Below are 23715 nucleotides of genomic sequence, written 5' to 3' on the forward strand. Positions count from 1 at the left end.
CGTTCTCTGGACTTTTTTGTGTGTTGTATACAGATTTTTCATGACATCTCGTATGCTAAAAAGCTTTAAGCTGTCTTGACCGGGAATCCCACGCGCACCTTAAACAGATCCCCGTCGATCAGGATCTCAAAGGTTCCGCCCTGAAGCTTTGTCAGGCTCTGGGCGATGGAAAGACCAAGACCGCTTCCCTCGGTAGTGCGGGAAACATCGCCGCGGACGAAACGCTCGGTGAGTTCTTCACCCTGCACGTTTAACGGGTTTGCAGAGATGTTTTTGATCGTGAAGTAAACCGTGTCGTCGTTCTGTTCCAGATCGGTGTAGACGCGGGTGTGTTCCATCGCGTATTTGAATGCGTTGTTGTAAACATTTTCGAGGACACGCCACAGATGGCGGCCGTCTGCCTCAATGAGGATGCTGCTTTCCGGAAGCGTGGAAACCAGTTCCAGATTACGGGTGGCAAATTTCTCTTCAAATTCTCCGTTGGTCTGCCAGATCATCTCGACCAGATCGAGGGTTGTCATCTCCAGCTTGACGTTGCCGGAGCTTGCTTTGGAGGCCTCGACCAGGTCTTCGGTCAGGTTCTTCAGCCGTTGGGACTTCTGGTCCAGGACTTTTAAGTATTCCTGAGCCCGTTCGCCTGGAATCTGTTCCCGTTTTAACAGGTCTACATAGTTAATAATAGAAGTAAGCGGTGTCTTAATGTCGTGGGAGACGTTGGTGATCAGGTCGGCTTTTAAACGCTCACTTTTCACCTGCTCCTGAAGGGCACGCTCCAGTCCGGTTCCGATGCTGTTGATCATGTTGCCGACTTTTAATTCCTTGCCATCGAGTCCGGCCAGATTCATCTGGTAGCTGGTATCGCCGCCTGCAATTTTTTCAATCGCATCTGCGATCTGGTCTTCCTGACGGGACTGCAAAAACAGACGGTGGAAGGTCTGATAATCCAGAATGACCACGAACAGGAAGCCGAGAATGCCAATAAGCTGTGCAGCGGTATGGGAACGGAAGCATACGCAGATAAAAATAATGCTGATTCCCAGCGTCTGTGCGGCAATAAATGCAAGAAACAGGCAGAACAGTCTTCGGGAATAAGTCCGGTCCGCAAAGTACAGATTCAGATTTTCCTGCACGTGATGGAGCATACTGTTGCTCCAGAGCTGGCGGCTCTTATAACGCCGCAGCATACTGAATGCACCGACCATGCAGCAGCCGTAAACGATCATGGCACGCAGCATCCGCTCAGAAAAACTCCAGGCATCGCTCTGTGTTATCAGGTGGATTAATGGGTAGCCAATTTTTTCTGCGAGGAACAGCATGAACATGGTACTGACAGCGGTCAGAAGAATGCCGCTTTCGGTGGTGATCATATCGAAACCGTGCAGATATGGATTGGTGCGCTCTTCTGTGCGGTATCCGGATACCAGGATCAGGTAATATAAGGTGACCAGGCAGCCGATGATACCAAGCGCCAGACCAAACATGGCTTCTACGAAACGTCCGCGCAGGTGCCGGTAATCAGCGGCCTGTTTGGCGTAGCTGTCGTCGGCATCGTAGTGGGTATCGACGGCAACCGTCATATGGTAGCGGTCTGCATCGTTTACATTCAGCTGTTCCAGCTGGGACATGACATTTTTCGGAAGTTCATCCAGATTGTTGTCGATGAGAATGGAACTGCTGTCTACCGAGCAGTAGCGTCCCATGGATTTTAGCTGGGCATCGGTCAGGTCGCCGACATTGGAATACTCAGAAACTGCGGTGTCATCGTCCAGATAGGTGATCCGAAATTTGAAATTGGATGGATTGGAGAGCAGCCGGTAGTTTACAATGTAGTATTCGCTCAGACAGTTTAACACTTCTTTGGAAAGATCCAGGAGAGAGGAAAAGGCGTCGCCCGGCTCTTTTAATGTGGCATTGGGATCGTAGGCACGCCAGTATACGACCTGATCCCTTGCCGTGGAAGCATCGTCATAGATGAAAAGGTCGTTGACGACTTCAAACTGATCGTTTAAATAAAATCCCTGGCTTTTGGCATAGCGCAGGACTTCTTCCAGGGTATAGGTGATCTCCGGACCGTTGTCGCGGCTGACAGCAAACATTTCTTTGGAAAGATCCAGGCTGCCGTCAGTCTCGAATACGTCCCGGTAGGCAACGTATTTGAAAACGTGGTCCAGATCTTCCTGGAACTGATCCCGGAAGGCGGCAGAGTCATCGTAGCGGCGGTCCAGGATCCAGGAGAGACCAGAGCCGATGCTGGTGTTTAAGTACATGACACTGATGGAAAGCACCGCCATAAACAAAAACAAGATGTGCAGGAATACTGCAATGTTTTTCTTGATCCGCATGGAATAATCTTTTAGTCTCATGGGCGGCTCCTACTGTTTCTCAATCTTGTAACCGACACCCCAGACTACCTTTAAGTAGCGCGGTTCCCGCGGGTTGATCTCGATTTTTTCGCGGATATGGCGGATATGTACGGCGACGGTGTTGTCTGCGCCGATGGCTTCTTCGTTCCAGATCTGCTTGTAGATCTCGTCGATGGAGAAGACTTTTCCGGCGTTTTTGGTCAGCAGCAGAAGAATGTTGTACTCGATCGGAGTCAGTTTGATGGGCTCATCATCGACAAATACTTCCTTGGTGTCATCGTTGATGGTGAGTCCGCCGCATTTGTAAATGTTTTCGTTGCTGCCCTGGTTCATGTTGCCAAGCTGGGTGTAGCGGCGCAGCTGCGATTTGACCCGGGCCACCAGTTCTAACGGGTTGAACGGTTTGGAAAGATAGTCGTCCGCACCGATGTTTAAGCCGAGGATCTTGTCGGAATCCTCGGATTTCGCGGAGAGGATGATGATGGGAATGCTGCTGGTCTCCCGCACCTTTAACGTGGTACGGATGCCGTCCAGTCCTGGCATCATGACGTCGATGATCATCAGATCGGCGTGTTCGGTCTCTAAAATTTTTAAGGCATCGTAGCCGTCGTAGGCTTTTAAGATGCGGAAGCCTTCTCCGGTTAAGTAAATATCTATCGCATCGACGATCTCTTTGTCGTCGTCACATACTAAAATGGTCTGCATGGAGTCCTCCTTTGATGTGGGATGCAGATGCCTGCATCCGGTTTTGCTGCCGGAGTCTTGTGACCTGGCAGCGGTGTTTCTTTAAGTATATATCAAAAAGGGTCTTACCGCAATCGGCAAGACCCTCTTCTTTTTAACCTACTGGTAATCACATACATTCAGCCAGCTTTGAAGCAGTTCCTTTTCTTCCGGACGTTTCTTCGTGAGCTGTGCCGCAGCTACCAGAGGCAGCCACTGCTGTACATAGCGTTTGGCGGTACTGGTCTTTTCACAGAAGAGATCCATGTACTTTTCCGCTGCTGCCTGATCGGTCAGGCAGAACAGAAGATAGGTTCTGGCTACATCTGCGCTGGCATTGCCCTGGGCTGCGTGAACCCAGTCAACCACATACATGGTGCCGTCTTCTTTTACGATGATGTTGTCCGGCTGGAAGTCTCCGTGGCACAGTTTGGCGTGTTTTGGAGTGCTGTCAAGGCGGGTGAGAAGATCGTAACGGTTGACGGGATCTAATTCTTCCATCTCAGAGATCTGCCGCGCCATTTTGTCTTTTAACTTGTTCAGTAATGGACAGGTCTTGGAATGAATCATCAGCTGCAGTTCAACCATCTGATTCAGATATTCGTCGCGCTTATCCGGGTTCTCCGCCATAAGCTCTTTGAGTGTCTTACCTTCGATGTAGTCCCTGGTAATGGACCAGCAGCCGTCTTCCTCGACAGAAACTGCCTGGATGGACGGGATGTTGATGCCGCCAATGGCTTCAACACGTGCGTTGATCAAAGCTTCGTTTAAAACCTCTGCTTTTGGGAAGCCCTTGCAGAACACTTTTACCGCTTTATCGCCATCGCGATAGACACTTTTGGTCGCGTTTTTGGATATTAACTCTCTTGCCATACGAAACTCTCCTTCCTTATTTATGATGCTGATGCTTGCCGACAGGTTGATAACCGGATCACCAGGTAGGCTGTACGTAACGGTTACTGCATTTTCACAATTACGTCGGTTCCTATTTTACTACAAAGCTGGAAGAATGTCACCAACTTTTTGATAATTATTTAACGAAATATTAGACGTATTATTTCTTTTGCACAGGAGCTGTCTGGTGCTGAAAGAAGCCGTTTGCCAAAGCAGCGTCTCAGGAGAAGCGGAGAATCGCAGTTCCGTATGCCGGAAGCGGCAGGGATACGGAGTATGGCTGTCCATCGCATTCGGATTTTACGGCCTTGAAAACAGGAGCTTTTTCGCCTGTTTTGTAGGCACCGTGATCATTATCCAGGATCAGCGTATAATTGCCGCGCTTCGGAACGCCGACCCGGTAATCCGGACGGGCCACCGGAGTAAAGTTGCATACGAACAGCAGGCTCTTTTTGTGGTTTCTCGCATAGCGCACAAAGCTGTAGATGCTGCGGTCACCGTCGTTGGCATTGATCCAGGAGAAGCCGTCCCAGTCATCGTCGGCTTCATAAAGTGCCGGATATTTCTGATAAATATGTAACAGGTCCCGCACATAATGCTGCAGGTTGCTGTGCAGATCTTCCTCGGTCAGGTGCCAGTCCAGGCTGACCTTTTCGTCCCACTCGTGGAGCTGACCGAAATCCTGTCCCATGAAGAGAAGCTTTTTGCCCGGATGCCCCAGCATAAAGGTGTAACCGGCTTTCAGGTTTGCAAATTTATCTCCGAAGAGACCCGGCATCTTGTTGATCATGGAGCATTTTAAGTGAACGACTTCATCGTGGGAGAGTACCAGGATAAAGTTTTCGCTGTTAAAGTAGGTAAGACCGAAGGTCATCTTGTGGTGGTTGAATTTGCGGAAGTACGGGTCCAGCTTCATGTATTCAAGGAAATCATGCATCCAGCCCATATTCCACTTGAAGGTAAAGCCCAGTCCGCCTTCCTTCGGATCATGAGTGACAAGAGGCCATGCAGTGGATTCTTCAGCAATGACCATGGCACCGTGACCGCGCTGCACGACAATGCTGTTTAAATGGCGGAAAAATTCGATGGCTTCCAGGTTTTGGTTGCCGCCGTACTGGTTGGCAACCCATTCGCCGTCTTTGCGGCCATAGTCCAGATAGAGCATGGAGGCAACCGCATCGACACGCAGACCGTCTACATGGAACTGCTCGATCCAGTAGAGCGCGTTGGCGATCAGGAAGTTGGAAACCTCGTGCTTTTCATAGTTGAAAACTTTGGTGCCCCAGTCCGGATGCTCGCCTTTTCGTGGGTCCGGGTACTCAAAGAGGGGCTGTCCGTCGAAGTCTGCAAGACCGTGTGCATCCCGCGGGAAGTGTGCCGGCACCCAGTCCAGAATGACGCCGATGCCTTTTTTGTGCATGTAGTTGACAAAATATTTAAACTCCTCCGGCGTGCCGTAACGGGAGGTCGGGGCATAATAGCCGGTTACCTGATAACCCCAGGAGCCGTCGTAAGGATGTTCGGCAATACCCATGAGCTCCACGTGGGTGTAGCCCATGTCTTTGACGTAAGCGGCGAGCTCTGCGGCTGCCTCTTTATAGGTATAGTAACCATCTTTTTCCGGGCGGTTTTTCTTTTTCCAGGACCCCAGATGCACCTCATAAATGCTCATGGCCGCTTCACGCGGATTGGTGCTTTCCCGTTTCTGTATCCAGGAAGCATCGCTCCAGCGGAAGGAGTCGTGAAAGGCGGTGATGGAAGCTGTACCAGGCCGGTATTCTGCGTACTGGGCAAAAGGATCGGCCTTGAAGATGACTTTGCCGGTCTGGGTCGTGATGGCAAATTTATAAAGCTCTCCCGGCTTGATGCCTGGAATGAAACGTTCGTAAATACCGGAGGTTTCCAGTACCTGCATCGGGCAGGCATCCGGATCCCAGTTGTTGAAGTCGCCCACAACACTGACGGATGCGGCATGAGGAGCCCAGACCGCAAAATAATAGCCGTCTTTCCCCTCATAGGTTTTCGGGTGTGCACCGAGCTTGTTATAGATCTCATAGTGGGTGCCTTCTCCGAAGAGATAACGGTCACCGGCGGTGATAAAGCCGGTTTCCGTCTGCTTTTTCTTATCTCTGACTGCCATAAGGTTAGTCCTCCCTGATCTTTAGGACAACACTGCTGTTGCCCGGTAATGTAAGGTTTAATTTCCCGTTCTCAACTGGAATGATGGAACTGTCCATCAGATTTTCGGCCTTGGAGGCATGCAGCGGGACCGGAACGGAAAGGTGGCTTTCCTGGTCGTCACTGTTGGATGCGGTAATGCAGATGCTTCCCTGTGCGTGTCTTGCAAATGCATACTGCCGGTTGGTCAGCAGAAGCTCCTGGTAGCGTCCGCCATGGAATTCCGGGTTTTCCGTGTGGATACGGGCCAGCTTTGTGATCAGGTCTGTGAGGTCACAGTGCTTTGCCTCGCCTTCCTCCAGTGTGATGCAGGGCCTGAGCGCAGCATCGCTTTCCCGGGTGCGGGTGCCGGTGAGTTCCCATTCCCCGCCATAATAAATAGAAGGAATGCCCGGAAGGGTAAAGAGCAGTGTCCATGCTAACGGAAGATGTGCCTTTTTATTTAATTTGCTGGCAATGCGGTTTTCGTCGTGATTGTCCAGGAAGGTGTAGAGCTTTGTGCCGATGGTCTCCAGCCTCCGCACATTGTGGGCGATCTCGAAGAAGTTGTGGTCGTTGAGTCCGGAATACAGACTCTTATGTAATTCGTAGTTGGTGACGGAATGGAGCATGCCGTCATTGACCCAGCGTCCGTATTCGCCGTGAATGACCTCGCCCATAAGCCAGAAGTCCGGCTTCATGGAAGCGGTCTGGGAACGCATTTCCTGCATGAATCCGAAATCCATGACATTGGCGCAGTCTAAGCGGATGCCGTCGATGCCGAATTCAGAGATCCAGAAGCGGATGACATCGAACAGATACTGTTTTACCTCCGGGTTCTGCAGGTTTAAGCAGGGAAGTTCAAAATGTCCCTGCCATGCCTCGTAACCGAAGCCGTCGTTGTAAGGGCTGTTCCAGCCAAAGTTGACACCCTTATACCAGCCGCAGTAGCGGGACTGTTCCCGGTTCTTCTGAATATCCTGAAAGGCGAAAAATTCCCGGCCGGTATGGTTGAACACTCCGTCCACCACAACCTTAATGCCTGCTTTGTGGCAGAGCTCTGTGAAATGACGGAAGCCTTCATTGGTGCCAAGACGGCGGTCTACGAGGCGGTAGTCACGGGTGTCGTATCCATGGGAGGAGGACTCAAAGAGCGGTCCGATGTAAAGTGCGGTGCAGCCTAACGCTTCCATATGGGCAACCCATTGGTCCAGTTCAGGGAAGTGGTCGGCTACGGCGTCTTCGGTGTTGGCGAAGGGTGCCCCCAGCATACCAAGCGGATAAATATGATAAAACACTGCTTTTTCATACCATGATGCCATAGATAACAAGTCCTCCTGTTGTAATTTTTCGTGTGAAAATCGTAACTGTCCAGTACCTTCACAGTTACTAAAACTCTAAATTCTCCAGCAGCTTGAAGCGCCGGAGCAGAAACTGATAGCGGAGCCAGACCGCGTTCAGCTCGTAGATACAGCAGTCGATCAGCGGTGGGTCCGTCACCTGGTCGAACTGGTTTAATAAGGATTCCATTTTGTGCTGTGTCTGGTGGATCTCGGCTTTCAGTCTTACATTTTCACGCGCCGCAGCCTGTTGAAACTCCCTGCGCGTGAAGGACATTCCATTCTTTTTCATGGGTTCATGCACTCCTTTTGGAGTGTAGTATCTGGAATGTATGGAAAAAATATGCGTAAAAAATAACACTTATTCCTGGCTGAAGATCTCTTCAACCAGATAACCCAGTTTCATAAGCTGCCTTGTGCAGTCCATAAAGGTGAGACGGTAGTAATTGGAAGTACCGGACTGGGTGACCTCCACCAGCCCGCAGCTTTTCATGATCTTCAAATGATGGGAGATAGCCGGTCTGGACAGATTTGTCTGCCGGGTGATCTCGTTTACGTTCAGCCCTTCCGCATGACCGTTCTGGGAGGCAATGCACAATGCTTCGATGATGTTTAAGCGGACCTCATCTCCGAGGGCGATAAACAGCGGCATACAGCTGTGAAACAGTTCCTGTAGTTCTTTGGAGTCCGCCATAAAAACCTCCTTTGGTTTAAAAAATTGAACTAAGTTCATTCTATCACGCTTGATTGTTCATGTCAACCAAAGCAGATGGGAGAAAAAGGATATTTTTCGTCAAAATGTTACATGATGCGAGGCGTTTGGCCTGGAAAAACGGCCTGTGACTGTGAAAGTACGGAATTGTTATGAAAACAAAAAAGCCGCCAGACCTTTGGGACCGGCGGCGGTGTGATCGTGTGGAAGTGCAGCGAACAGAGGAAGATTTATTTGTCGAAATCTGTCTCAAATACACCTTCCGGGGTGCGCATGGTGAGAACACCCAGATTAAACTCCTCATCCGAGATGGTAATATGGTATTCAAATACGACATCTTCCTCAAATTTGGAGAGCAGTATATAATCTCCATTTTCTTTGCCCTCAATCTGGTCGCAGATATCGTTGTAAACAGCTTCGCCGGAAATTTCCCTTGGGTAGCCGGATTCTTTGATCTTTGCTTCGATTGCTTCGTATAATTCGTTCATGATAACACTCCTTTGGGTTGATCTGTAGCAACAGTTACAGACAGTATAACATCTGGAACGGGAACTGTCTATTTGTTGTTTGGTTGTGCAAATTTTGTCGAATTATGCAGGGGGTCTTTGTTGACGGTTTGTTGTACGATCGGGTATGATAAGGGCACGATCGCTGCATTGTTCTGATGCAGCATTCATTGGTAACTGTACGGATACGAAACATGCAGGTACAAAGCAGTTACCGGGATTCATAAAGTTCTGAAAGCAGATTGTTTTCAGACATCGGCCGTTTCGGCAGAATATTCATGATGTGTAAGGTTTGGGATTCCAGAGAAGGGGGTGGTCTTTTATTGCATATGGGACAGGCAATCTGGTTTTCTATGCAGGCGTAACACTGTGTGCATGGACAGACTGGAAATATGGAAAGGTGAAAAATATCTGGCTTTTGCTACTTGCGTTTGCAGGGGTATTGCAGCAGGGAACCGGCTTCTTTTCCGGTGCTGTATGGTTTCTGGTATTTGGCATGGCATTGTTCCGGTTCCGCTTTATGGGAGCGGGGGATGGGAAGCTGATGGCAGTGATCGGCGGATACCTGGGGATAAGGAATGGCTTTTATGCAGTGGCGCTGGGATTTTTCATCGGCGCGGTCTGGAGTTTATGGAAACTGAAACGCTATGGTCTGGCGGCAGAACGGTTTTATTATCTGCGCAATTATGCAGTAAGCACATGGGTGAGCGGCGAAATCCGGCCTTACGATGCGTTAGAGCAGATTGACTTACCGCACCATATTCCCTTTGCAGTTTGTCTGGCGGCAGGTGTGTGGGGGTATGAGATTGCTACGCACTTCATGGGAAATGGAAGCCTGTGAAAGAAGCGTTTTGTCAGAATATATGCGCGTGCAGAGAACAAGGCTGCTGTGGAAACGATACATTTGTGTGGATAGGTGGCAGGGATCCGGGTAACAGGTTACAGGATAAGGGGGATGAGAAAGATAAAAAAGATTATGGCAGTTTATGACGTGGATTCCAGGTACGCGGACCGGTTTGCGGAATTTGCAAATCAGAGGGAACAGGTGCCGTTTCGGGTGGTAGCCTTTACCAGCCTGGAGAAGATGCGGGAATTTTCGGAACGGGAGGAGATTGCGATCCTTCTGGTGGGAGACTCTGTCACAGAGGAACAGCTGACCGGGATCCGGGCGCTGCAGACGGTGCGCCTCAGTGAGACAGGGCTGGCAAAGGAAGGGGAAGCCGTGGTGTATAAATACCAGGCTTCAGACAGTCTTTTGCGGGAAGTGATGTCCTGGTACCAGCCGCAGGAAATGGTACCGCTTATGACGATAACCGGCAGAAGAAGCCAGATCATCGGTGTTTACTCCCCAATTGGTCGCTGCGGGAAAACAAGCTTTGCACTGACCCTTGGACAGGCGCTGGCGCGGGACGAAAAGGTTCTTTATCTCACACTGGAAGAATTTTCTGCACTGTCTGCCCTGACGGCAACGGTATATACCAGTGGACTTTCGGACCTGCTGTATTATTACACCCAACGGGAATATAATCCGGTGCGTTTAGGCGGTGTGACGTACAACTGGGGTGGACTGGACTACATTCCGCCGCTTACCAATGCAGAAGATAAAAATGGGATCAGTCAGGCGGTATTTGCCGGTTTGGTCCGGCGGATTGCTTCGGATGGTGTTTATGAGACTCTGGTTCTGGATGTGGGGATGTTTTGCGGCGGGGCGGAGGAAGTGCTGTCGGTCTGCGATCTGATTTATGTTCCGGTAATGGAAGATGTCGTGTCAACTGCAAAGCTGGAAGCGTGGAAGGAGTATTTGAAGAGGTCCGGACGCAGCGTGATCTGGGAAAAACTGAGGTTTTTAAAACTCCCGAGACCAGGCCAAGCTCTTGTGCGGGAAAATTACCTGGAGCAGCTTTTGTGGGGAGAACTGGGAGATTTTGTGCGGGAACTGAGATAAGAAGGTGGAAGCTGAGAGAAATGGTGAAAGCTGAGGCAGGAGGTGGAAACTGAGAAAAACGGTGAAAGCCGGTATGATTTTGCGAGGAGGTGACAAATGTGGGCGTGAAATCTGCGAAAGGAAAGCATCTATCAGAGAGCAATGCGTCAGTACGGAACAGGGAGGGAGAACCGGAGAAAAATCTTCTGGATCTTCTTCGCAGCGAGGTTCGTGAGGGACTGGCGGGTCTGGATCAGATTGGTGATGAGGAATTGTACGACTGCATCGATCAGGCAATTGCAGATCAGGCAGAACACTGCTATCTGCCGCTTAGGCAGCGGATTGAACTGCAAAACAGGTTATTTGACAGTTTCCGGCGGCTGGACATTTTACAGGAGCTGGTGGATGACCCGCAGGTGACAGAAATTATGGTAAATGGGAAAGACCACATTTTTGTTGAGCGGGGTGGAAGGCTGGAGCGCTGGGAGCATAGTTTTGAAAGTGTGGAACAGCTGGAGGATATGATCCAGCAGATCGTTAGCAAGATCAACCGGGTGGTGAACGTGAGCAGACCGATCGCGGATGCCAGACTGGTGGAAGATGGTTCCCGCGTTCATATTGTGCTGCCTCCCATTGCCCTGGAGGGACCGGTGGTGACGATCCGGAAGTTCCCGGAACCGATTACCATTGAGCGTCTGATCCGCTATGGCTCTTTAACGGAAGAGGCGGCGGAATTTCTGGGTATGCTGGTGCGGTCCGGATATAACATTTTTATCAGCGGCGGAACCGGATCTGGAAAAACTACATTTCTCAATGCATTGTCCTCTTATATCCCTGAGACGGAGCGGGTTATTACGATTGAGGATTCTGCAGAGCTGCAGATCACTCAGGTGCCGAATCTGGTGCGCCTGGAAACCCGGGGACCAAATGCAGAGGGGGAAGGCGCGATCGGGATCAGTGATCTGATCCGGGCATCCTTGCGTATGCGTCCCAATTACCTGATCGTCGGGGAGGTCCGTGGAAAAGAATGTCTGGATATGCTGCAGGCACTCAATACCGGACATTTCGGACTTTCCACAGGACACGGAAACAGTGCGCGGGATATGTTATCCCGTCTCGAAACCATGACGCTGATGGCTGCGGATCTGCCTTTGCCTGCGGTAAGAGGGCAGATTGCCTCTGCGATTGATATTCTGGTTCACCTAGGAAGACTGCGGGACCGGAGCCGGAGAGTGCTGGAGATTACGGAAGTGACTGGTTTTTCGGACGGGGAGATCCAGCTCAATCCGCTTTACCGTTTTGAGGAAAGAAGGGATACAGATGAAGAAAAGGAGCGGGGAGAGCCAGAGAAGTGCAGCAAAACCAGAGGTTTGGGGCGGGCGGAAAAAGGAAGGGTTTCGGGCACGCTGGTCCGGGTTGGTACCCTTAAAAACCGGGAAAAACTGCAGGCAGCAGGCTGGGAAGCAGCAGGGACCGGATTATAACCAGTATCACCTGTCTGCAAAAGAATTTGCATGGGTGCTTGGAAAAAGCGCAGCAGTGAGCGGCTTATTTGCTTATGTGTTTTACCGCAGTATACAGATATTTCTGGTGATGCTGCCAATCAGCATGTTCCTTCTTTTCTGGAGGGAGCGAAAGCAGCGTTTAAAGAAACGGAAGCTGCTTTTAGCACAGCAGTTTAAGGAAGCAATGGTGATCCTTGCCGCATCGCTCAGCGCCGGTTACGCCATGGAAAATGCCATGGCTGTGAGTCTGGAGGAACTGCGGCTTTTGTATGGGGAAAACGGACTGATCGTCGAGGAATTTTCCGGGATGGTGCAGCAGATCCGGACTAACCGGAATGTGGAACAGGTGCTTTTGGAATTTGCCGCCAGGAGCGGTCTGGAGGATGTACAGAATCTGGCAGAGGTACTGGGGATCGGCAAACGGACAGGAGGTGACCTGGGAAGTATTATGCGCCACACAGCTGAGGTGATCCGAGATAAGATGCAGGTAAAAGAAGAGATCCTGACGCTGACCGCATCGAGGCAGTTTGAACAGAAGATCATGAACCTGATTCCTTTTTTCATTGTATTCTATGTGGAAGGAACTTCGCCGGGATTTTTTGATCAGATGTACCGGACCGGAATGGGACGATGCCTTATGACGCTGTGTATGGGATTATACCTGACTGCATTCTGGCTGTCAGAGCGGATTCTCGATATTGAGGTGTAGTATGAGAGCAGGCGGTGGAGGACAAAACGAAAGAAACAAATATAAATCAATGCAGGGCAGGAGTGTCCAGAGAAGACCGCTGCAAAACGGAATACGTTATGGCAAAACAGAGCCGCAAAGAACTGGACAAAGCAAAACAGAAGCGGGCAAAAACAATCGAAGGTGGATAGAACAGATCAGAATGTGGCGAAGCAGGATTGCAAAAAGCAGCTTTCTGCGCTCGGCAGTCTGCGTTGCAGTCAGCCTGCTCCTCTGGGGATATCTGACGTATCTGGCACCGGATCAGAAAAGCAGTCTATTACAGGGACAGCTTGAACGGGAAAGCTATGGTGGCTCTCCAAAAGAAGAACAGCTGGTGGTAAACGGTCTTGGAAGCAGAGAGCAGACTGTGACGGTAAAAGTCAGTCCAAGGGTCTATACAAAGCAGGAAGCGGATGCGGTGTTTTTTGAGATCATGGACCGTATGGAAGAACGGATCCGCGGAAAGAATGAGAGCCTTCAGGAAGTGTCGGAAAATCTGCAGCTTCCATCTTATCTGGATGAGTATGGTGTGCGGGTGCGCTGGCATTCTTCAGAGCCAGAACGTTTATCCTCAGCCGGGACGATTGAAACAGAGATAGAAAAGAAACAGGAGGTGGTGCTTCAGGCAGAGTTTTTGGCGGGAGAGTACCGTGCGGATTTTGAGTTACCGGTAACGCTGGTGCCGAAAAAGCGAACGGAAGAGGAATTGCTGAAAAAGCATTTTTCAGAAGAGGTGAGCCGCCTGGATGAGCAGCAAAAGCAGTACTCGTCGCTGCAGCTTCCAATGGAATATCAGGGAAAAGCGTTATCGTACCGGAGTGCAGAAAAGACAAGCTATGCCGTGATCCCATTATTGGGTGTGCTGATGGCAATGCTGTTGTTGCTGCAGGAAAAGTCGAAACAGCAGCAGTTGGAGAAGAAACGGGAGCAGCAGCTTTTACTGGATTATCCGGAGGTGGTGTCAAAACTGCAGGTGCTGGTAGGTGCAGGCATGACGGTGCGCAATGCCTGGGGGCGTATGATTCACGATTACGAAAGCGCGCCGGAAAAAAAGGTACGGCCTGCCTATGAAGAGATGCGCCAGACATATTACCAGATGGAGAATGGAACAGCGGAGGGAGCCGCGTACCGGGATTTCGGAAGGCGATGCCGCCTGCAGCCTTATCTGAAACTGAGCAGCATTCTGGAACAGAACCGGAAGACCGGAACAAAAAATCTGAGGGAACTTTTGTACAGAGAGGTGGAGGATGCGTTTGAACTTCGGAAAAATCTGGCAAAAAGGCTGGGAGAAGAGGCCACAACCAGGCTTCTGGCGCCGCTTTTGCTTCTGTTGTTTGTAGTAATGATCTTTATCCTGGTGCCTGCCATGATGAGTATGGGATGATGGATTTTCATTCTGATAATGCGGAGCATTCTGAGCAGGGAATGTTGTGGCTCAACAAAAATCAAGAAAGGAAATGGGGAAGAGTATGAACAGAAAGAAAAACTGGAAGGAAAATAAGCTGGTGCAGGAGTGGAACGCGTTCTGGAAACAGGAAGAAGGTGTGGGTACGATAGAAATTGTACTCTTGCTCGTGGTGCTGATCGGTTTGGTGATCATTTTCAAGACCCAGATCACCAAGCTGTTGGAGAACATTTTCAAGGAGATTGAAAGTCAGTCAAAAGAAGTTTATTAGGAATTGTTAGGATGGGATGTGGGATGAGGCAGTATGGGAAAAAACAGGGATTGCGTGGACAGATTACCGTGTTTATCAGCATGATCCTGATGATCCTCTTTGCATTTTTATGTGTATTGATGGAATCCGCGCGTACGGCCGGGGCGAGGTGGTATCTGCAGATGGCGGTCTCCTCTTCCATGGATTCCGTGTTCAGTCAGTATCACCGGGAACTGTGGGACCGGTATCGCCTGTTGTTTGCGGAATATGAAACCCCGGAAGAGATCGAACAGGATTTTGCAGGATTTCTGCTGCCTTATCTGGAAACAAAAAACTGGTATCCCATGGCGCTGGAGCAGGCCACTGCAGAAGAGGTTGTGCGGGCAACGGACGGACATGGAGCATACCTGGAGAAAGAAATCCTGGACTATATGAAATATGGGATATGGAAGCTGGATTTTGAGGGTGATGGCGTGCCGGAACTCTGGGACTATGAGCGGGAGGCGGAGGCTGTGACTGAGATGGCACAGACCTACCGCCTCAGAACCCGGGATGTGTGGAAGCTGGAGCGGGTACTGGAAGATATCAGTGGAAATCTGGACCGACAGCGGACATTCCGTGAGCAGGGATTAAGCAGTCTCTCTTCTTATGATGGAGCGGGATTTCGCAGAGCGGCGGAGCGGATGATCGGGGAATTAAAAAAGATTCCGGGGCTGGTACGGCAGTATGAAAAAGAAGCGGATAAGCTGTCTGCTGTCCTGGCAGCGGACCGGCAAGAGCAAAATGCGCGTGCGGACCGGTTGAGTGCCGGGACAGCAGCGGCTCTGGATGAGGAAATCCAGGAATACGAGGCATACATAGCGGAAGATGGGAAGCGCAGGCAGGAAATCCGGAATCTGGAGTCAGACAGTGCCGGGCAGATTCAGCGTCTGGAAGCATTGATCGAACTTTCCTATGAAGTAGAACGGGAGATTGAAGAATGGGAGGATGAGGAGGATGAAGATGGAGATGGCGGTGAGCCGGATTATGAGAGCTTGTGGAGACCTGTGCGCAATGGCCTGGAAGGGATTGTAATTCCGGTATTATCCTTTGCGCATGGCATTCAGGATAAGCAAAAGGAAGGCTGGTTAAAACAGGTGGAACAGCTTTACCAGGAAGGAATGCTGGGGCTTCTGGTGCCGGAAGGACACCTGGTATCGGAAAAGCTTGCCAGTACGGCGGAACTTCCTTCCCATACAGAAAGCTATGAGGAAGGCGCCGGGAGCGGCAGCATGGTGGATCATGTTCTGGTGAATGAATACTGCGGAATGTTTTTCTCCCAGTTTTGTTCTGGGGTGGAGCAGAAGCATGTTCCGGAAAAAAGAGAGGGACAAAAGAATCTGAAAAAGACCAATGAAAATTCAGGCGAAACAAGCCCAGGTGCAGAGTCTGTGAACACAACGCAGGGAGATATAGCAGGGGACGGCACAAAGCTGGAAACACAGGCACATGTTTTGGATTACGAGATGGAATACCTCCTGTTTGGAAATGCAAGTGACCGGGAAAACTTGAGTGATGCAGTGCACCGGCTTTTAGCAGTCCGATCCGGTCTGAATTTGATCCATATTCTTTCCGACAGCGGTAAGCGGGAACAGGCCAGGGCGCTGGCAGCCGTGATCACGGGAGCCGGTTCGATCACACCGCTGATTTTGGTGACAACTTTTTTTGTCATGTCGGTCTGGGCTTTAGGGGAAGCACTCATGGATGTAAAAGGACTTCTTGCCGGAAAAAACGTGGTTTTGTTGAAAACAGCGGAGGACTGGACGCTGGATGTGGAAAACCTGCTTGCTTTGGGACGGGATGGAACACTGAAGGCCGGAGGCGGGGAACGCGGGCTTTCGTATCTTTCCTGGCTGAAGATCCTGCTGTTTGTGGAACCGACAGTCCGCCAGGAATACCGGATCATGGATGTGATCCAGCTGAATCTCGGGCAGGGGAAAAGCGGATTTCGCATGCGCAACGGCGTGTATCAGGTGCATATGTCCGGAAATGTCTGTGGAAAATACCTGTTCTTTTCTCCGGCATTTGTGGAAAACCTGACTGGAAACCGGGAAACGGGAATGAATCTGACCGTGAAAGTAGAACGACGCTATTAAAAAGGAGGTGAAAAGGAATGCTCTGCTGGATGAACGATCCAATCAGCCGCGGACAACAACGGGCGAATCAGAAAAATAAAACAAATGTACCTCTCCAAGTACGAAGCCCCTTTCAAAAAGACAAATGGTTCTCAGCTCAGAAATGCGGCAGGAAACATTCGGACAGCAGGGCATTCCCTTTCACCTCCCTGATGAGAGTACGCTTTGCAAAAAGGGAAAAATCCACGGCAAAAAACGGGTTCAGGTCGTTGAATGCTTCCTTGACACTGGAAGCAGCCCTGGTGCTGCCGCTTCTGATCTTTGCCTCAGTCTGTCTGATGCTTCCGGCCAGAATCATGATGACAGAACGGAAACTGCAGGCAGGTCTGGAAGCAGCAGGAGAAGAACTGAGTCAGTATGCCTATCTTCTGGACCGTGTTGAGCGGGGAAATTTAGGCAGCATTCCAGGGGCAGGGGAAGCAACCCTGGCATTTTGCCAGAATGCAGCGGCCGTAGCAGCTCCCATGTATGCCCGTGGAAAAACCATGGATTATTGTGACACGGCACAGGTATCCCACGTCAGTATGCTGGGATCTTCTATCCGTGAGGATGGGGAGACGCTGGATCTGGTTATGGAATATGATATTTCCTTTCCGTTTCCGGTACTCGGACTTTCCTCCCTTCATCGCACGGTACGAAGCCGGAGACGGTGCTGGATCGGAAGGGACGGGCGTTACGGGGCAGATGCGAATGTCGGGGATGAGGATGAGCAGATCGTATATGTCGGGAAGAACAGCACGCGCTATCATCCGGACCGGAGCTGCCATTACCTGTCAAACAAGCTGACGGCGGTGGCCTGGGAAAGTGTCTCCGGTAAACGGAACACAGATGGCAGCAAGTATTATCCATGCGCTTCCTGTGCCCAAAACGCTGGAAAGGGAAGTACCGTTTACATTATGCCAAGCGGGGGACGTTACCACGCAATGCAGGATTGCAAAGCGATCATGGCTTATGTGCGGGCGGTAAAATTAAAAGAGGTAAAGCATCTGGGGGCTTGCTCTTATTGCGGTGGAGGATGAGCGATCTGGAGAATGCGCAGTCACGATATGGGGCAAATGGTGATAGCAGGAAAATGAAGAGGAAAATAACGATCACTATGGAAATAACGATAGAAATGATTCTGGTTTTAGTCCGTATGGGCATCTTTGTGATTTTCCTGATGACAGCGGCCTGGCAGGATTTGAAAACAAAACAGATCAGGATAGGGGGATTATGTTTGTCCGGGGCGGCAGCATTGGCGGTTCAGGCACTGGTCGTGTGGTCCCTGAGCCTGAAAGGGGACAGAACTGGCGCGGACTTGGGAATTTTATGGTTGTGGAAAGCATGGTTCCCTTATCTAGCAGGGCTTCTGCCCGGTGCAGCATTGCTGGTATTTTCCTGGCTGAGTGGGGGGATCGGAGCAGGAGATGGCTGTTTCTTTCTGATCAGCGGTCTGTTCCTGGGCCTGGCAGACAATCTGCTTCTTTTGTGCGGGGCAGTATTGAGCAGTGGCTTATTCGGATTGGGATATTATGTGTTTCACTGCGTGAATCGATGCAGGAACCGGAGCAGCTGCCAGGAAAGAAGATTGAAAATCGGAAAGACAGAGTTTCCTTTTTTGCCTTTTGCGGTGTTACCTGGAATTTGGATCGTGGTAAACCGGATCGTGCAGATGGACCTTTTGGGTTCATAACAGAAGATTGTTTACTGGACATGTATGTGTGTCCAGCAACGAACATTGCTTTCTGGAAACAGGAAGCGCCTTGCGTGACGCAAAGGAGGATGGCTGCCAGGAATGGGATAGGAGAGAGTAGATGAGATACAGGAGCGAAATGCAGAAGAAAAAAGGATTGCGGGCCAGTATGACGGTAGAGGCGGCAGGTGTTATGGTAGTCGTGCTGACTACACTTATGGTACTGATGGGGCAGGCAATGAGCTGGAGCGCCAGGGCAGCAGGAAATTTCAGGCTGCATGAGACCGTGGAGCGGGAACGTCATCAGATCGAACATGATCAGGAAGAACGTATTCAGAGGCGGGCGGATGGAAGCAATTGGAACTTGGAAATTTCAGCGCCGGTATTCCGTCCGGAAAAATCGCTTAGGATGTGGAGTCTGGCGGAGGATATGACATGAAGACCAGTTATCAGAGAGAAATGAAACGAAATTACCTGATCGTAGATCCGGAATTGTCGGAATTTCCGGAGATGATTCCATTTGAACAGAAAATGCTGGAGCAGAATCAGATTGAGGGAATCCTGCATTTTCAGGTAAGACAGAAAGATGAAAAAATCCGTTTCTTTTATGAAATTACATCCAGGCAGCCTTTGACCCGTATGCTGGAAGGGCAGTCTGTTCAGGCACCACAGATCCGCGCATTGGTATTTGGAATTGCCCGCGCCCTGGATCATATGGAGCAGTATCTGCTCAGCGAGAAAAATGTACTGCTGGATCCGGAATATCTGTATGTGGACCCGGAAAGTTTAAAGGTATGGTTGTGTCTGGTACCCGGAAGAGAGTGTGATTTCCCAGAGGATTACAGTAAGCTTTTGGAGTATCTTCTCGGAAAAGTCGACCATCGCGACAAGGAATCGGTGGTGCTGGCCTACGGACTTTACCAGGAAACCAGAAAAGAAAATTATGGAATGGGGGATATCCTGCGGCTTGCGCAGCAGAAATGCAGTGTGGAAAAAAACGGGGATAAAGACGGAAAAACGATATTCAGGATGGGATCTGATGGAAGTGCAGGTGCTGAAGAAAATGGCAGGACGGCTGCGTCTGGAAAGGAAGCTTTTGATGAGAAGCATTATGAGCAGTACCCGTTTCGCGAAGCAGCCCGGAAACTTCCGGAAGCCGAAAAGCAACCGCCAGCGTGGCAGCTGGGTACCGTGCGCACCAACAAGATTCAGACGGATTCCGAACCCGGCGAGAGCAGCTTTTGGGGAAGGTGGAAACAGCACAGAAGAAAACGGCAGGAAGAAAAACAGCGGGAGTATGAGCGGGAGATCCAGATGCCCTGGGAGACGATATTCGCGGAAAATGACTCTTTGGAGTCACCAGGATATTTTGATGCATATGGAAATGATGCCGAGAAACGTCAGGGAAGAGAAACAGCAGGAAGGGAACCGGGATCAGAGAAGCCTGCCCAGGGGAATGATACCGTCCTTTTAAATGGCGACTCATCCGAAAATCGTACAACGATCCGAAAACTTGCAGCACTGGACGCGGGAACAGAGGATATCGTGATTGCCTATTATCCATTCATTATTGGAAAGCAGGAAAATCTGGTGGATTATATTCTGCCCAGGGAGACGGTCAGCCGTCTTCATTTGCGGATCGACCGAAAGGATGAGCGGTATTATGTGCAGGATTTAAATTCCACAAATGGGACCAGTGTGGGCGGCCGCATGTTGGAAAATAATGAGATTATGGAAATCTGGGAAGGCGTGGAGGTAAACATTGCCGGGGTAAGATATCGGTTTGAGTAGGAAAATAGATGTGGATTTTTGTGGGTGGATACGTTAAGATAAGGAAAAGATCAGAAAAATGGCTGCGAAAGCGAGAATGGAATTTATATGAACCAATATCAGAATCCTTATGAGATAACACCACCCCACCGTCCGCGTACATGGGTCAATGGTATGCTGATCATACTTAATATTATTTATTTTTTGTATCTGGAGCTCGCAGGTTCCAGTGAGGATGCCTATTTTATGCTGCAGCACGGTGCCATGTATGGTCCTTGTGTGTTGGAAGACCATGAGTATTACCGGCTGCTGACTTCCATGTTTATGCATTTCGGCATCAACCATATTGTGAATAATATGCTGGTTTTATTTGTACTGGGGGACAATTTGGAGCGGGCACTTGGAAAAGTGAAGTATCTGCTGTTTTATTTACTCTGCGGAGTTGGGGCAAATGTGGTTTCCATGCTTTTTGAACTGCCGGTGGGAGACTGGGCAGTAGGAGCCGGAGCTTCCGGTGCGATCTTCGGAGTCGTGGGCGGTCTGATTTATGTGGTGGCCGTGAATAAAGGATGCCTAGAAGATCTAAACAGCCGCCAGCTGGTGGTTATGGCTGCTTTTTCCCTGTACCTGGGTTTTACCAGCACCGGAGTTGACAACGCAGCGCATGTAGGCGGTCTGGTCATCGGCATTATTCTGGCAGCGCTTTTCTATCGCAGACCCAAACGCACTTGCCGAGCCGATATTTGGGATGTATAATTTGTGATAGCAATGAGCAGTGCCGAAAACAGGCAGAGCGCGCCGGTCGTGCTCGCACGGGCCGGTGCGGGAGGCATGTTTTCGATAGGGCGAACGCCCGACAGTGAAAAAACACGAAGTGTTTTTGAACGGGCACTGAAAAAGTGCCGAAAACAGGCAGAGCGCGCCGGTCGTGCTCGCACGGGCCGGTGCGGGAGGCATGCACTACTACTAATAATTATGGAGGAAATGAACATGAGAGATGATAATTGTATTTTCTGCAAGATCGCAAACGGCGAAATTCCGTCTGCTACCGTATATGAGGATGATGACTTCCGTGCAATCCTGGATTTAGGTCCGGCATCCAAAGGTCACACCCTGATTCTGCCGAAGAATCATTATAAAGACATCTGCGAGGCAGATGAGGAAGTTATGGCAAAAATCCTGCCGCTTGCTGCAAAGCTCGGAAAATCCATGAAGAGCCAGCTTGGCGCCAGCGGATTCAATGTTGTCCAGAACAACGGAACCAGCGCAGGTCAGACCGTATTTCATCTGCATGTCCATGTGATCCCGCGTTATGAAGGCGGTCCGGATATGGTAAACTGGGTACCAGGAAAGCCAGAGCAGGAGGAGCTGGCACAGACTGCAGAGACGTTAAAGGCAGGACTGTAAGTAACAATTTAAGTATATGACAAGGGCCGTGTGAGTTGCCGAAAGGCAACTCACACGGCCCTATTAAAGTGAAATAAATTGTTATTCAGCCTCTGCGTAAGAAGCAATCAGCCCCATAACAATGCTGACAGCGTCAGACAACTCACTCTTTTCCATCGCATCTACAAATTTTCTGCGGTTTTCGTAGGTGGTCTCGATGGCATCATACAGGGAACTTCCGGTGACGTTTTCTTCCTCCAGAACGGTGGAGAAGCCCTGCTTTTCAAAGGAGCGGGCATTTAAGATCTGGTCACCGCGGCTGGCAGCAGCGGAGAGCGGGATCAGTACATTCGGTTTTCTGAGGGCCAGGATCTCGCAGATCGAGTTGGCGCCTGCGCGGGAGAGGACGATATCCGCGGCGGCAAACAGATGGCGCAGCGGAGCATCTACATATTCATACTGGACATAACCCGGGCGTCCGATGAGGCTTTCATCCAGATGTCCCTTTCCGCAGATATGTATTACCTGGTATTTCTGCAGAAGTTTTGGGAGCAGTTCGCGTACGGCATTGTTGATGGCAACAGCGCCAAGACTTCCGCCGATGACCATGATGATCGGTTTGGCGGCGGAAAGTCCTGTGAAGTTTAAGCCGGTCAGGCGGTCACCCTGAAGTAATTCCCGACGGATCGGAGAACCGGTGAGGACTGCTTTGTCAGCCGGAAGGTACTGCAGGGTTTCCGGAAAGTTACAGCAGACTTTGGCAGCAGACGGGATGCAGATCTTGTTGGCCAGTCCCGGGGTCATATCGGATTCGTGGATGATGGTCGGGATCTTGAAGTGTTTGGCAGCCAGAACAACCGGAACTGCCACAAAACCGCCTTTGGAGAAGACCACATCCGGGCGGTATTTCTTTAAGAGTGCCCGTGCCTCCGCATAGCCTTTGATGACGCGAAAGGGATCAGAAAAGTTTTTTAAGTCAAAGTAACGGCGCAGCTTGCCGGATGAAATGCCATCATACGGAATCTCGGCTCCCTCGATGAGTTTTTTCTCGATGCCGTTGTAGGAACCGATGTAGTGGACCTCGTAGCCCCGCTCCTGCAAAGATGGCAGCAGAGCCAGGTTTGGTGTAACGTGTCCGGCAGTACCGCCGCCGGTCAGAACAATCTTCTTCATATAAAAATTACCTCCGGTTGGATAAAAGTCTGTGTAAGCGTAACAGTTTGGCATTCTCACGGTTACGTACGAGTACATATCTGTACTACTATAGTAACTGTCATGCCTAAAATGTCAACCCTGAATCGCCCTGAGAAATTTTTGCATTGCTTTTGTTTCCGGCCGCGCCGGAAGTTCACCGTGGCTGGATATCTCATTGCTTTACAGGCAGGGATTTTCTGAACGAAAAAATCCATTGCCTTTCCGAAAAAGGTTTGTTAGACTGGAGACAGAAAACGTTAAAAGAAAGCAGAGGAATTCACAGATGTTAGGAATCATTGGCGCCATGAAGGCGGAAGTAGAGCAGTTAAAGCAGGAAATGAAGCAGCCGGAGGTTGTGACGGTAGCAGGAATGGAATTTTATAAGGGAACCATCGGTGAAAAAGAAGTTGTGGTGGTCCAGTCTGGAATCGGTAAAGTCAGCGCCGCGTTATGCGTGCAGATCCTGGCAGACCGGTTTGGTGTGGACGGCGTAGTCAATACAGGGATTGCCGGTTCCTTAAAGGCTGAGATCAACATTGGTGATCTGGTGCTTTCTACGGATGCGATCCAGCATGATGTAGATGCTACCAATTTTGGTTACCCGCTGGGTGAGATTCCACAGCTTGGAACTCTGAATTTTGTTGCAGATGAGCGTCTGCGCAGTCTGGCAAAGAAGTGCTGTGAGGAAGTAAATCCGGATATCAGCGTTTATGAGGGAAGAGTGTTGACCGGGGATCAGTTTATCTGTGATAAGGATAAAAAAGAATGGCTGGGCGAGACGTTCCATGGCTTTTGTACGGAGATGGAGGGTGCCGCTATCGCCCAGGCAGCATACTTAAACAAGATCCCGTTTCTGATCGTGCGCGCCATCTCCGATAAGGCAGATGACAGTGCTTCCATGGATTATCCGGAATTTGAGCGTCAGGCTATCATCCACAGCACGAACCTGACCCGCGCCCTGATCCTGGCATATTAAGACGCGCTGACCTACTGAACAGTTACAACGCGTT

General features: G+C 50.2%; 23 protein-coding genes. 14 read left to right on the forward strand and 9 right to left on the reverse strand.

Features of this window, described 5'->3' with window-relative positions; genetic code table 11:
* Positions 1–65 precede the first annotated feature (65 nt).
* From DWZ40_RS11245 to DWZ40_RS11280, 8 genes are all read right to left on the reverse strand, one after another.
* The gene (locus DWZ40_RS11245; protein ID WP_118543134.1) at positions 66–2363 is read right to left on the reverse strand and encodes a HAMP domain-containing sensor histidine kinase; all 2298 of its coding nucleotides are present in this window, start codon (positions 2361–2363) and stop codon (positions 66–68) included.
* Positions 2364–2372: 9 nt separating this feature from the next.
* Entirely contained in the window at positions 2373–3068 is a 696-nt protein-coding gene (locus DWZ40_RS11250) for a response regulator transcription factor (protein WP_118543135.1), read from the reverse strand.
* Positions 3069–3206: 138 nt separating this feature from the next.
* Positions 3207–3959: an aminoglycoside phosphotransferase family protein gene (locus tag DWZ40_RS11255; RefSeq protein ID WP_118543136.1), complete on the reverse strand. Its 753-nt coding sequence runs from the start codon at positions 3957–3959 to the stop codon at positions 3207–3209.
* A gap of 241 nt (positions 3960–4200) precedes the next feature.
* Positions 4201–6120, reverse strand: a complete 1920-nt coding sequence (gene glgB / locus DWZ40_RS11260; RefSeq protein ID WP_118543137.1) for a 1,4-alpha-glucan branching protein GlgB — start codon at positions 6118–6120, stop codon at positions 4201–4203.
* Between the two features lie 4 nt (positions 6121–6124).
* Positions 6125–7459 carry an alpha-amylase family glycosyl hydrolase gene (locus tag DWZ40_RS11265; RefSeq protein WP_118543138.1) on the reverse strand — a complete coding sequence of 445 codons (1335 nt, stop codon included), beginning with the start codon at positions 7457–7459 and terminating at the stop codon, positions 6125–6127.
* 67 nt (positions 7460–7526) lie between these two features.
* Complete coding sequence (locus DWZ40_RS11270; protein ID WP_243035318.1) at positions 7527–7769, reverse strand: DUF2508 family protein; 243 nt, start codon at positions 7767–7769, stop codon at positions 7527–7529.
* Between the two features lie 69 nt (positions 7770–7838).
* Positions 7839–8171: a metalloregulator ArsR/SmtB family transcription factor gene (locus tag DWZ40_RS11275; protein ID WP_118543139.1), complete on the reverse strand. Its 333-nt coding sequence runs from the start codon at positions 8169–8171 to the stop codon at positions 7839–7841.
* 248 nt (positions 8172–8419) lie between these two features.
* A complete protein-coding gene (locus tag DWZ40_RS11280; protein ID WP_118543140.1) occupies positions 8420–8677 on the reverse strand; it encodes a hypothetical protein in 258 nt (85 codons plus the stop codon).
* 310 nt (positions 8678–8987) lie between these two features.
* Here DWZ40_RS11280 and DWZ40_RS11285 point away from each other — a divergent pair, with 310 nt between their 5' ends.
* From DWZ40_RS11285 to DWZ40_RS11345, 13 genes are all read left to right on the forward strand, one after another.
* Positions 8988–9536: an A24 family peptidase gene (locus tag DWZ40_RS11285; RefSeq protein ID WP_118543141.1), complete on the forward strand. Its 549-nt coding sequence runs from the start codon at positions 8988–8990 to the stop codon at positions 9534–9536.
* Between the two features lie 114 nt (positions 9537–9650).
* On the forward strand, positions 9651–10640 hold the full coding sequence (locus DWZ40_RS11290; protein WP_118543142.1) for a ParA family protein: 990 nt from the start codon (positions 9651–9653) through the stop codon (positions 10638–10640).
* Between the two features lie 236 nt (positions 10641–10876).
* Complete coding sequence (locus DWZ40_RS11295) at positions 10877–12103, forward strand: CpaF family protein (RefSeq protein WP_118543206.1); 1227 nt, start codon at positions 10877–10879, stop codon at positions 12101–12103.
* Entirely contained in the window at positions 12036–12833 is a 798-nt protein-coding gene (locus DWZ40_RS11300; protein WP_118543143.1) for a type II secretion system F family protein, read from the forward strand. Before DWZ40_RS11295 ends, DWZ40_RS11300 begins: the two co-directional genes overlap by 68 nt.
* Before the next feature lie 181 nt (positions 12834–13014).
* On the forward strand, positions 13015–14238 hold the full coding sequence (locus DWZ40_RS11305) for a hypothetical protein (protein ID WP_118543144.1): 1224 nt from the start codon (positions 13015–13017) through the stop codon (positions 14236–14238).
* 85 nt (positions 14239–14323) lie between these two features.
* The gene (locus DWZ40_RS11310) at positions 14324–14530 is read left to right on the forward strand and encodes a Flp1 family type IVb pilin (protein WP_118543145.1); all 207 of its coding nucleotides are present in this window, start codon (positions 14324–14326) and stop codon (positions 14528–14530) included.
* Positions 14531–14553: 23 nt separating this feature from the next.
* Positions 14554–16644: a DUF5702 domain-containing protein gene (locus DWZ40_RS11315; protein ID WP_118543146.1), complete on the forward strand. Its 2091-nt coding sequence runs from the start codon at positions 14554–14556 to the stop codon at positions 16642–16644.
* 191 nt (positions 16645–16835) lie between these two features.
* Positions 16836–17702 carry a hypothetical protein gene (locus DWZ40_RS11320; RefSeq protein WP_118543147.1) on the forward strand — a complete coding sequence of 289 codons (867 nt, stop codon included), beginning with the start codon at positions 16836–16838 and terminating at the stop codon, positions 17700–17702.
* Positions 17699–18355, forward strand: a complete 657-nt coding sequence (locus tag DWZ40_RS11325; RefSeq protein ID WP_147354189.1) for a hypothetical protein — start codon at positions 17699–17701, stop codon at positions 18353–18355. Before DWZ40_RS11320 ends, DWZ40_RS11325 begins: the two co-directional genes overlap by 4 nt.
* 121 nt (positions 18356–18476) lie before the next feature.
* A complete protein-coding gene (locus DWZ40_RS11330) occupies positions 18477–18794 on the forward strand; it encodes a hypothetical protein (protein WP_118543149.1) in 318 nt (105 codons plus the stop codon).
* A complete protein-coding gene (locus tag DWZ40_RS11335) occupies positions 18791–20146 on the forward strand; it encodes a DUF6382 domain-containing protein (protein WP_118543150.1) in 1356 nt (451 codons plus the stop codon). The genes DWZ40_RS11330 and DWZ40_RS11335 overlap by 4 nt, the downstream gene beginning before the upstream one ends.
* An 87-nt stretch (positions 20147–20233) precedes the next feature.
* Positions 20234–20881 carry a rhomboid family intramembrane serine protease gene (locus DWZ40_RS11340; protein WP_118543151.1) on the forward strand — a complete coding sequence of 216 codons (648 nt, stop codon included), beginning with the start codon at positions 20234–20236 and terminating at the stop codon, positions 20879–20881.
* A 234-nt stretch (positions 20882–21115) separates the two neighbouring features.
* Positions 21116–21532, forward strand: a complete 417-nt coding sequence (locus DWZ40_RS11345; protein WP_118543152.1) for an HIT family protein — start codon at positions 21116–21118, stop codon at positions 21530–21532.
* 81 nt (positions 21533–21613) lie between these two features.
* Here the strand turns inward: DWZ40_RS11345 and DWZ40_RS11350 are convergent, their stop codons facing one another.
* Positions 21614–22684: an undecaprenyldiphospho-muramoylpentapeptide beta-N-acetylglucosaminyltransferase gene (locus tag DWZ40_RS11350; RefSeq protein WP_118543153.1), complete on the reverse strand. Its 1071-nt coding sequence runs from the start codon at positions 22682–22684 to the stop codon at positions 21614–21616.
* A 304-nt stretch (positions 22685–22988) separates the two neighbouring features.
* Between DWZ40_RS11350 and DWZ40_RS11355 the strand changes: the two genes are divergently transcribed.
* Positions 22989–23681 (forward strand): 5'-methylthioadenosine/adenosylhomocysteine nucleosidase, encoded by a 693-nt coding sequence (locus DWZ40_RS11355; protein WP_118543154.1) that lies wholly within the window; start codon positions 22989–22991, stop codon positions 23679–23681.
* The last annotated feature ends 34 nt before the right edge of the window (positions 23682–23715 follow it).

The sequence above is a fragment of the Clostridium sp. AF32-12BH genome (genome assembly GCF_003477935.1).
Lineage (GTDB): Bacteria > Bacillota > Clostridia > Lachnospirales > Lachnospiraceae > Brotaphodocola.

Bases quoted from the DNA above. Each gene is read 5' to 3' on its own strand.
- DWZ40_RS11320 (WP_118543147.1), top strand. From the start codon at position 16,836: ATGAGAGTACGCTTTGCAAAAAGGGAAAAATCCACGGCAAAAAACGGG.
- glgB (WP_118543137.1), bottom strand. From the start codon at position 6,120: ATGGCAGTCAGAGATAAGAAAAAGCAGACGGAAACCGGCTTTATCACC.
- DWZ40_RS11355 (WP_118543154.1), top strand. From the start codon at position 22,989: ATGTTAGGAATCATTGGCGCCATGAAGGCGGAAGTAGAGCAGTTAAAG.
- DWZ40_RS11250 (WP_118543135.1), bottom strand. From the start codon at position 3,068: ATGCAGACCATTTTAGTATGTGACGACGACAAAGAGATCGTCGATGCG.
- DWZ40_RS11325 (WP_147354189.1), top strand. From the start codon at position 17,699: ATGAGCGATCTGGAGAATGCGCAGTCACGATATGGGGCAAATGGTGAT.
- DWZ40_RS11280 (WP_118543140.1), bottom strand. From the start codon at position 8,677: ATGAACGAATTATACGAAGCAATCGAAGCAAAGATCAAAGAATCCGGC.
- DWZ40_RS11310 (WP_118543145.1), top strand. From the start codon at position 14,324: ATGAACAGAAAGAAAAACTGGAAGGAAAATAAGCTGGTGCAGGAGTGG.
- DWZ40_RS11265 (WP_118543138.1), bottom strand. From the start codon at position 7,459: ATGGCATCATGGTATGAAAAAGCAGTGTTTTATCATATTTATCCGCTT.
- DWZ40_RS11305 (WP_118543144.1), top strand. From the start codon at position 13,015: ATGTGGCGAAGCAGGATTGCAAAAAGCAGCTTTCTGCGCTCGGCAGTC.
- DWZ40_RS11315 (WP_118543146.1), top strand. From the start codon at position 14,554: ATGAGGCAGTATGGGAAAAAACAGGGATTGCGTGGACAGATTACCGTG.
- DWZ40_RS11255 (WP_118543136.1), bottom strand. From the start codon at position 3,959: ATGGCAAGAGAGTTAATATCCAAAAACGCGACCAAAAGTGTCTATCGC.
- DWZ40_RS11245 (WP_118543134.1), bottom strand. From the start codon at position 2,363: ATGAGACTAAAAGATTATTCCATGCGGATCAAGAAAAACATTGCAGTA.
- DWZ40_RS11345 (WP_118543152.1), top strand. From the start codon at position 21,116: ATGAGAGATGATAATTGTATTTTCTGCAAGATCGCAAACGGCGAAATT.
- DWZ40_RS11290 (WP_118543142.1), top strand. From the start codon at position 9,651: ATGAGAAAGATAAAAAAGATTATGGCAGTTTATGACGTGGATTCCAGG.
- DWZ40_RS11275 (WP_118543139.1), bottom strand. From the start codon at position 8,171: ATGGCGGACTCCAAAGAACTACAGGAACTGTTTCACAGCTGTATGCCG.
- DWZ40_RS11340 (WP_118543151.1), top strand. From the start codon at position 20,234: ATGAACCAATATCAGAATCCTTATGAGATAACACCACCCCACCGTCCG.
- DWZ40_RS11330 (WP_118543149.1), top strand. From the start codon at position 18,477: ATGAGATACAGGAGCGAAATGCAGAAGAAAAAAGGATTGCGGGCCAGT.
- DWZ40_RS11350 (WP_118543153.1), bottom strand. From the start codon at position 22,684: ATGAAGAAGATTGTTCTGACCGGCGGCGGTACTGCCGGACACGTTACA.
- DWZ40_RS11335 (WP_118543150.1), top strand. From the start codon at position 18,791: ATGAAGACCAGTTATCAGAGAGAAATGAAACGAAATTACCTGATCGTA.
- DWZ40_RS11270 (WP_243035318.1), bottom strand. From the start codon at position 7,769: ATGAAAAAGAATGGAATGTCCTTCACGCGCAGGGAGTTTCAACAGGCT.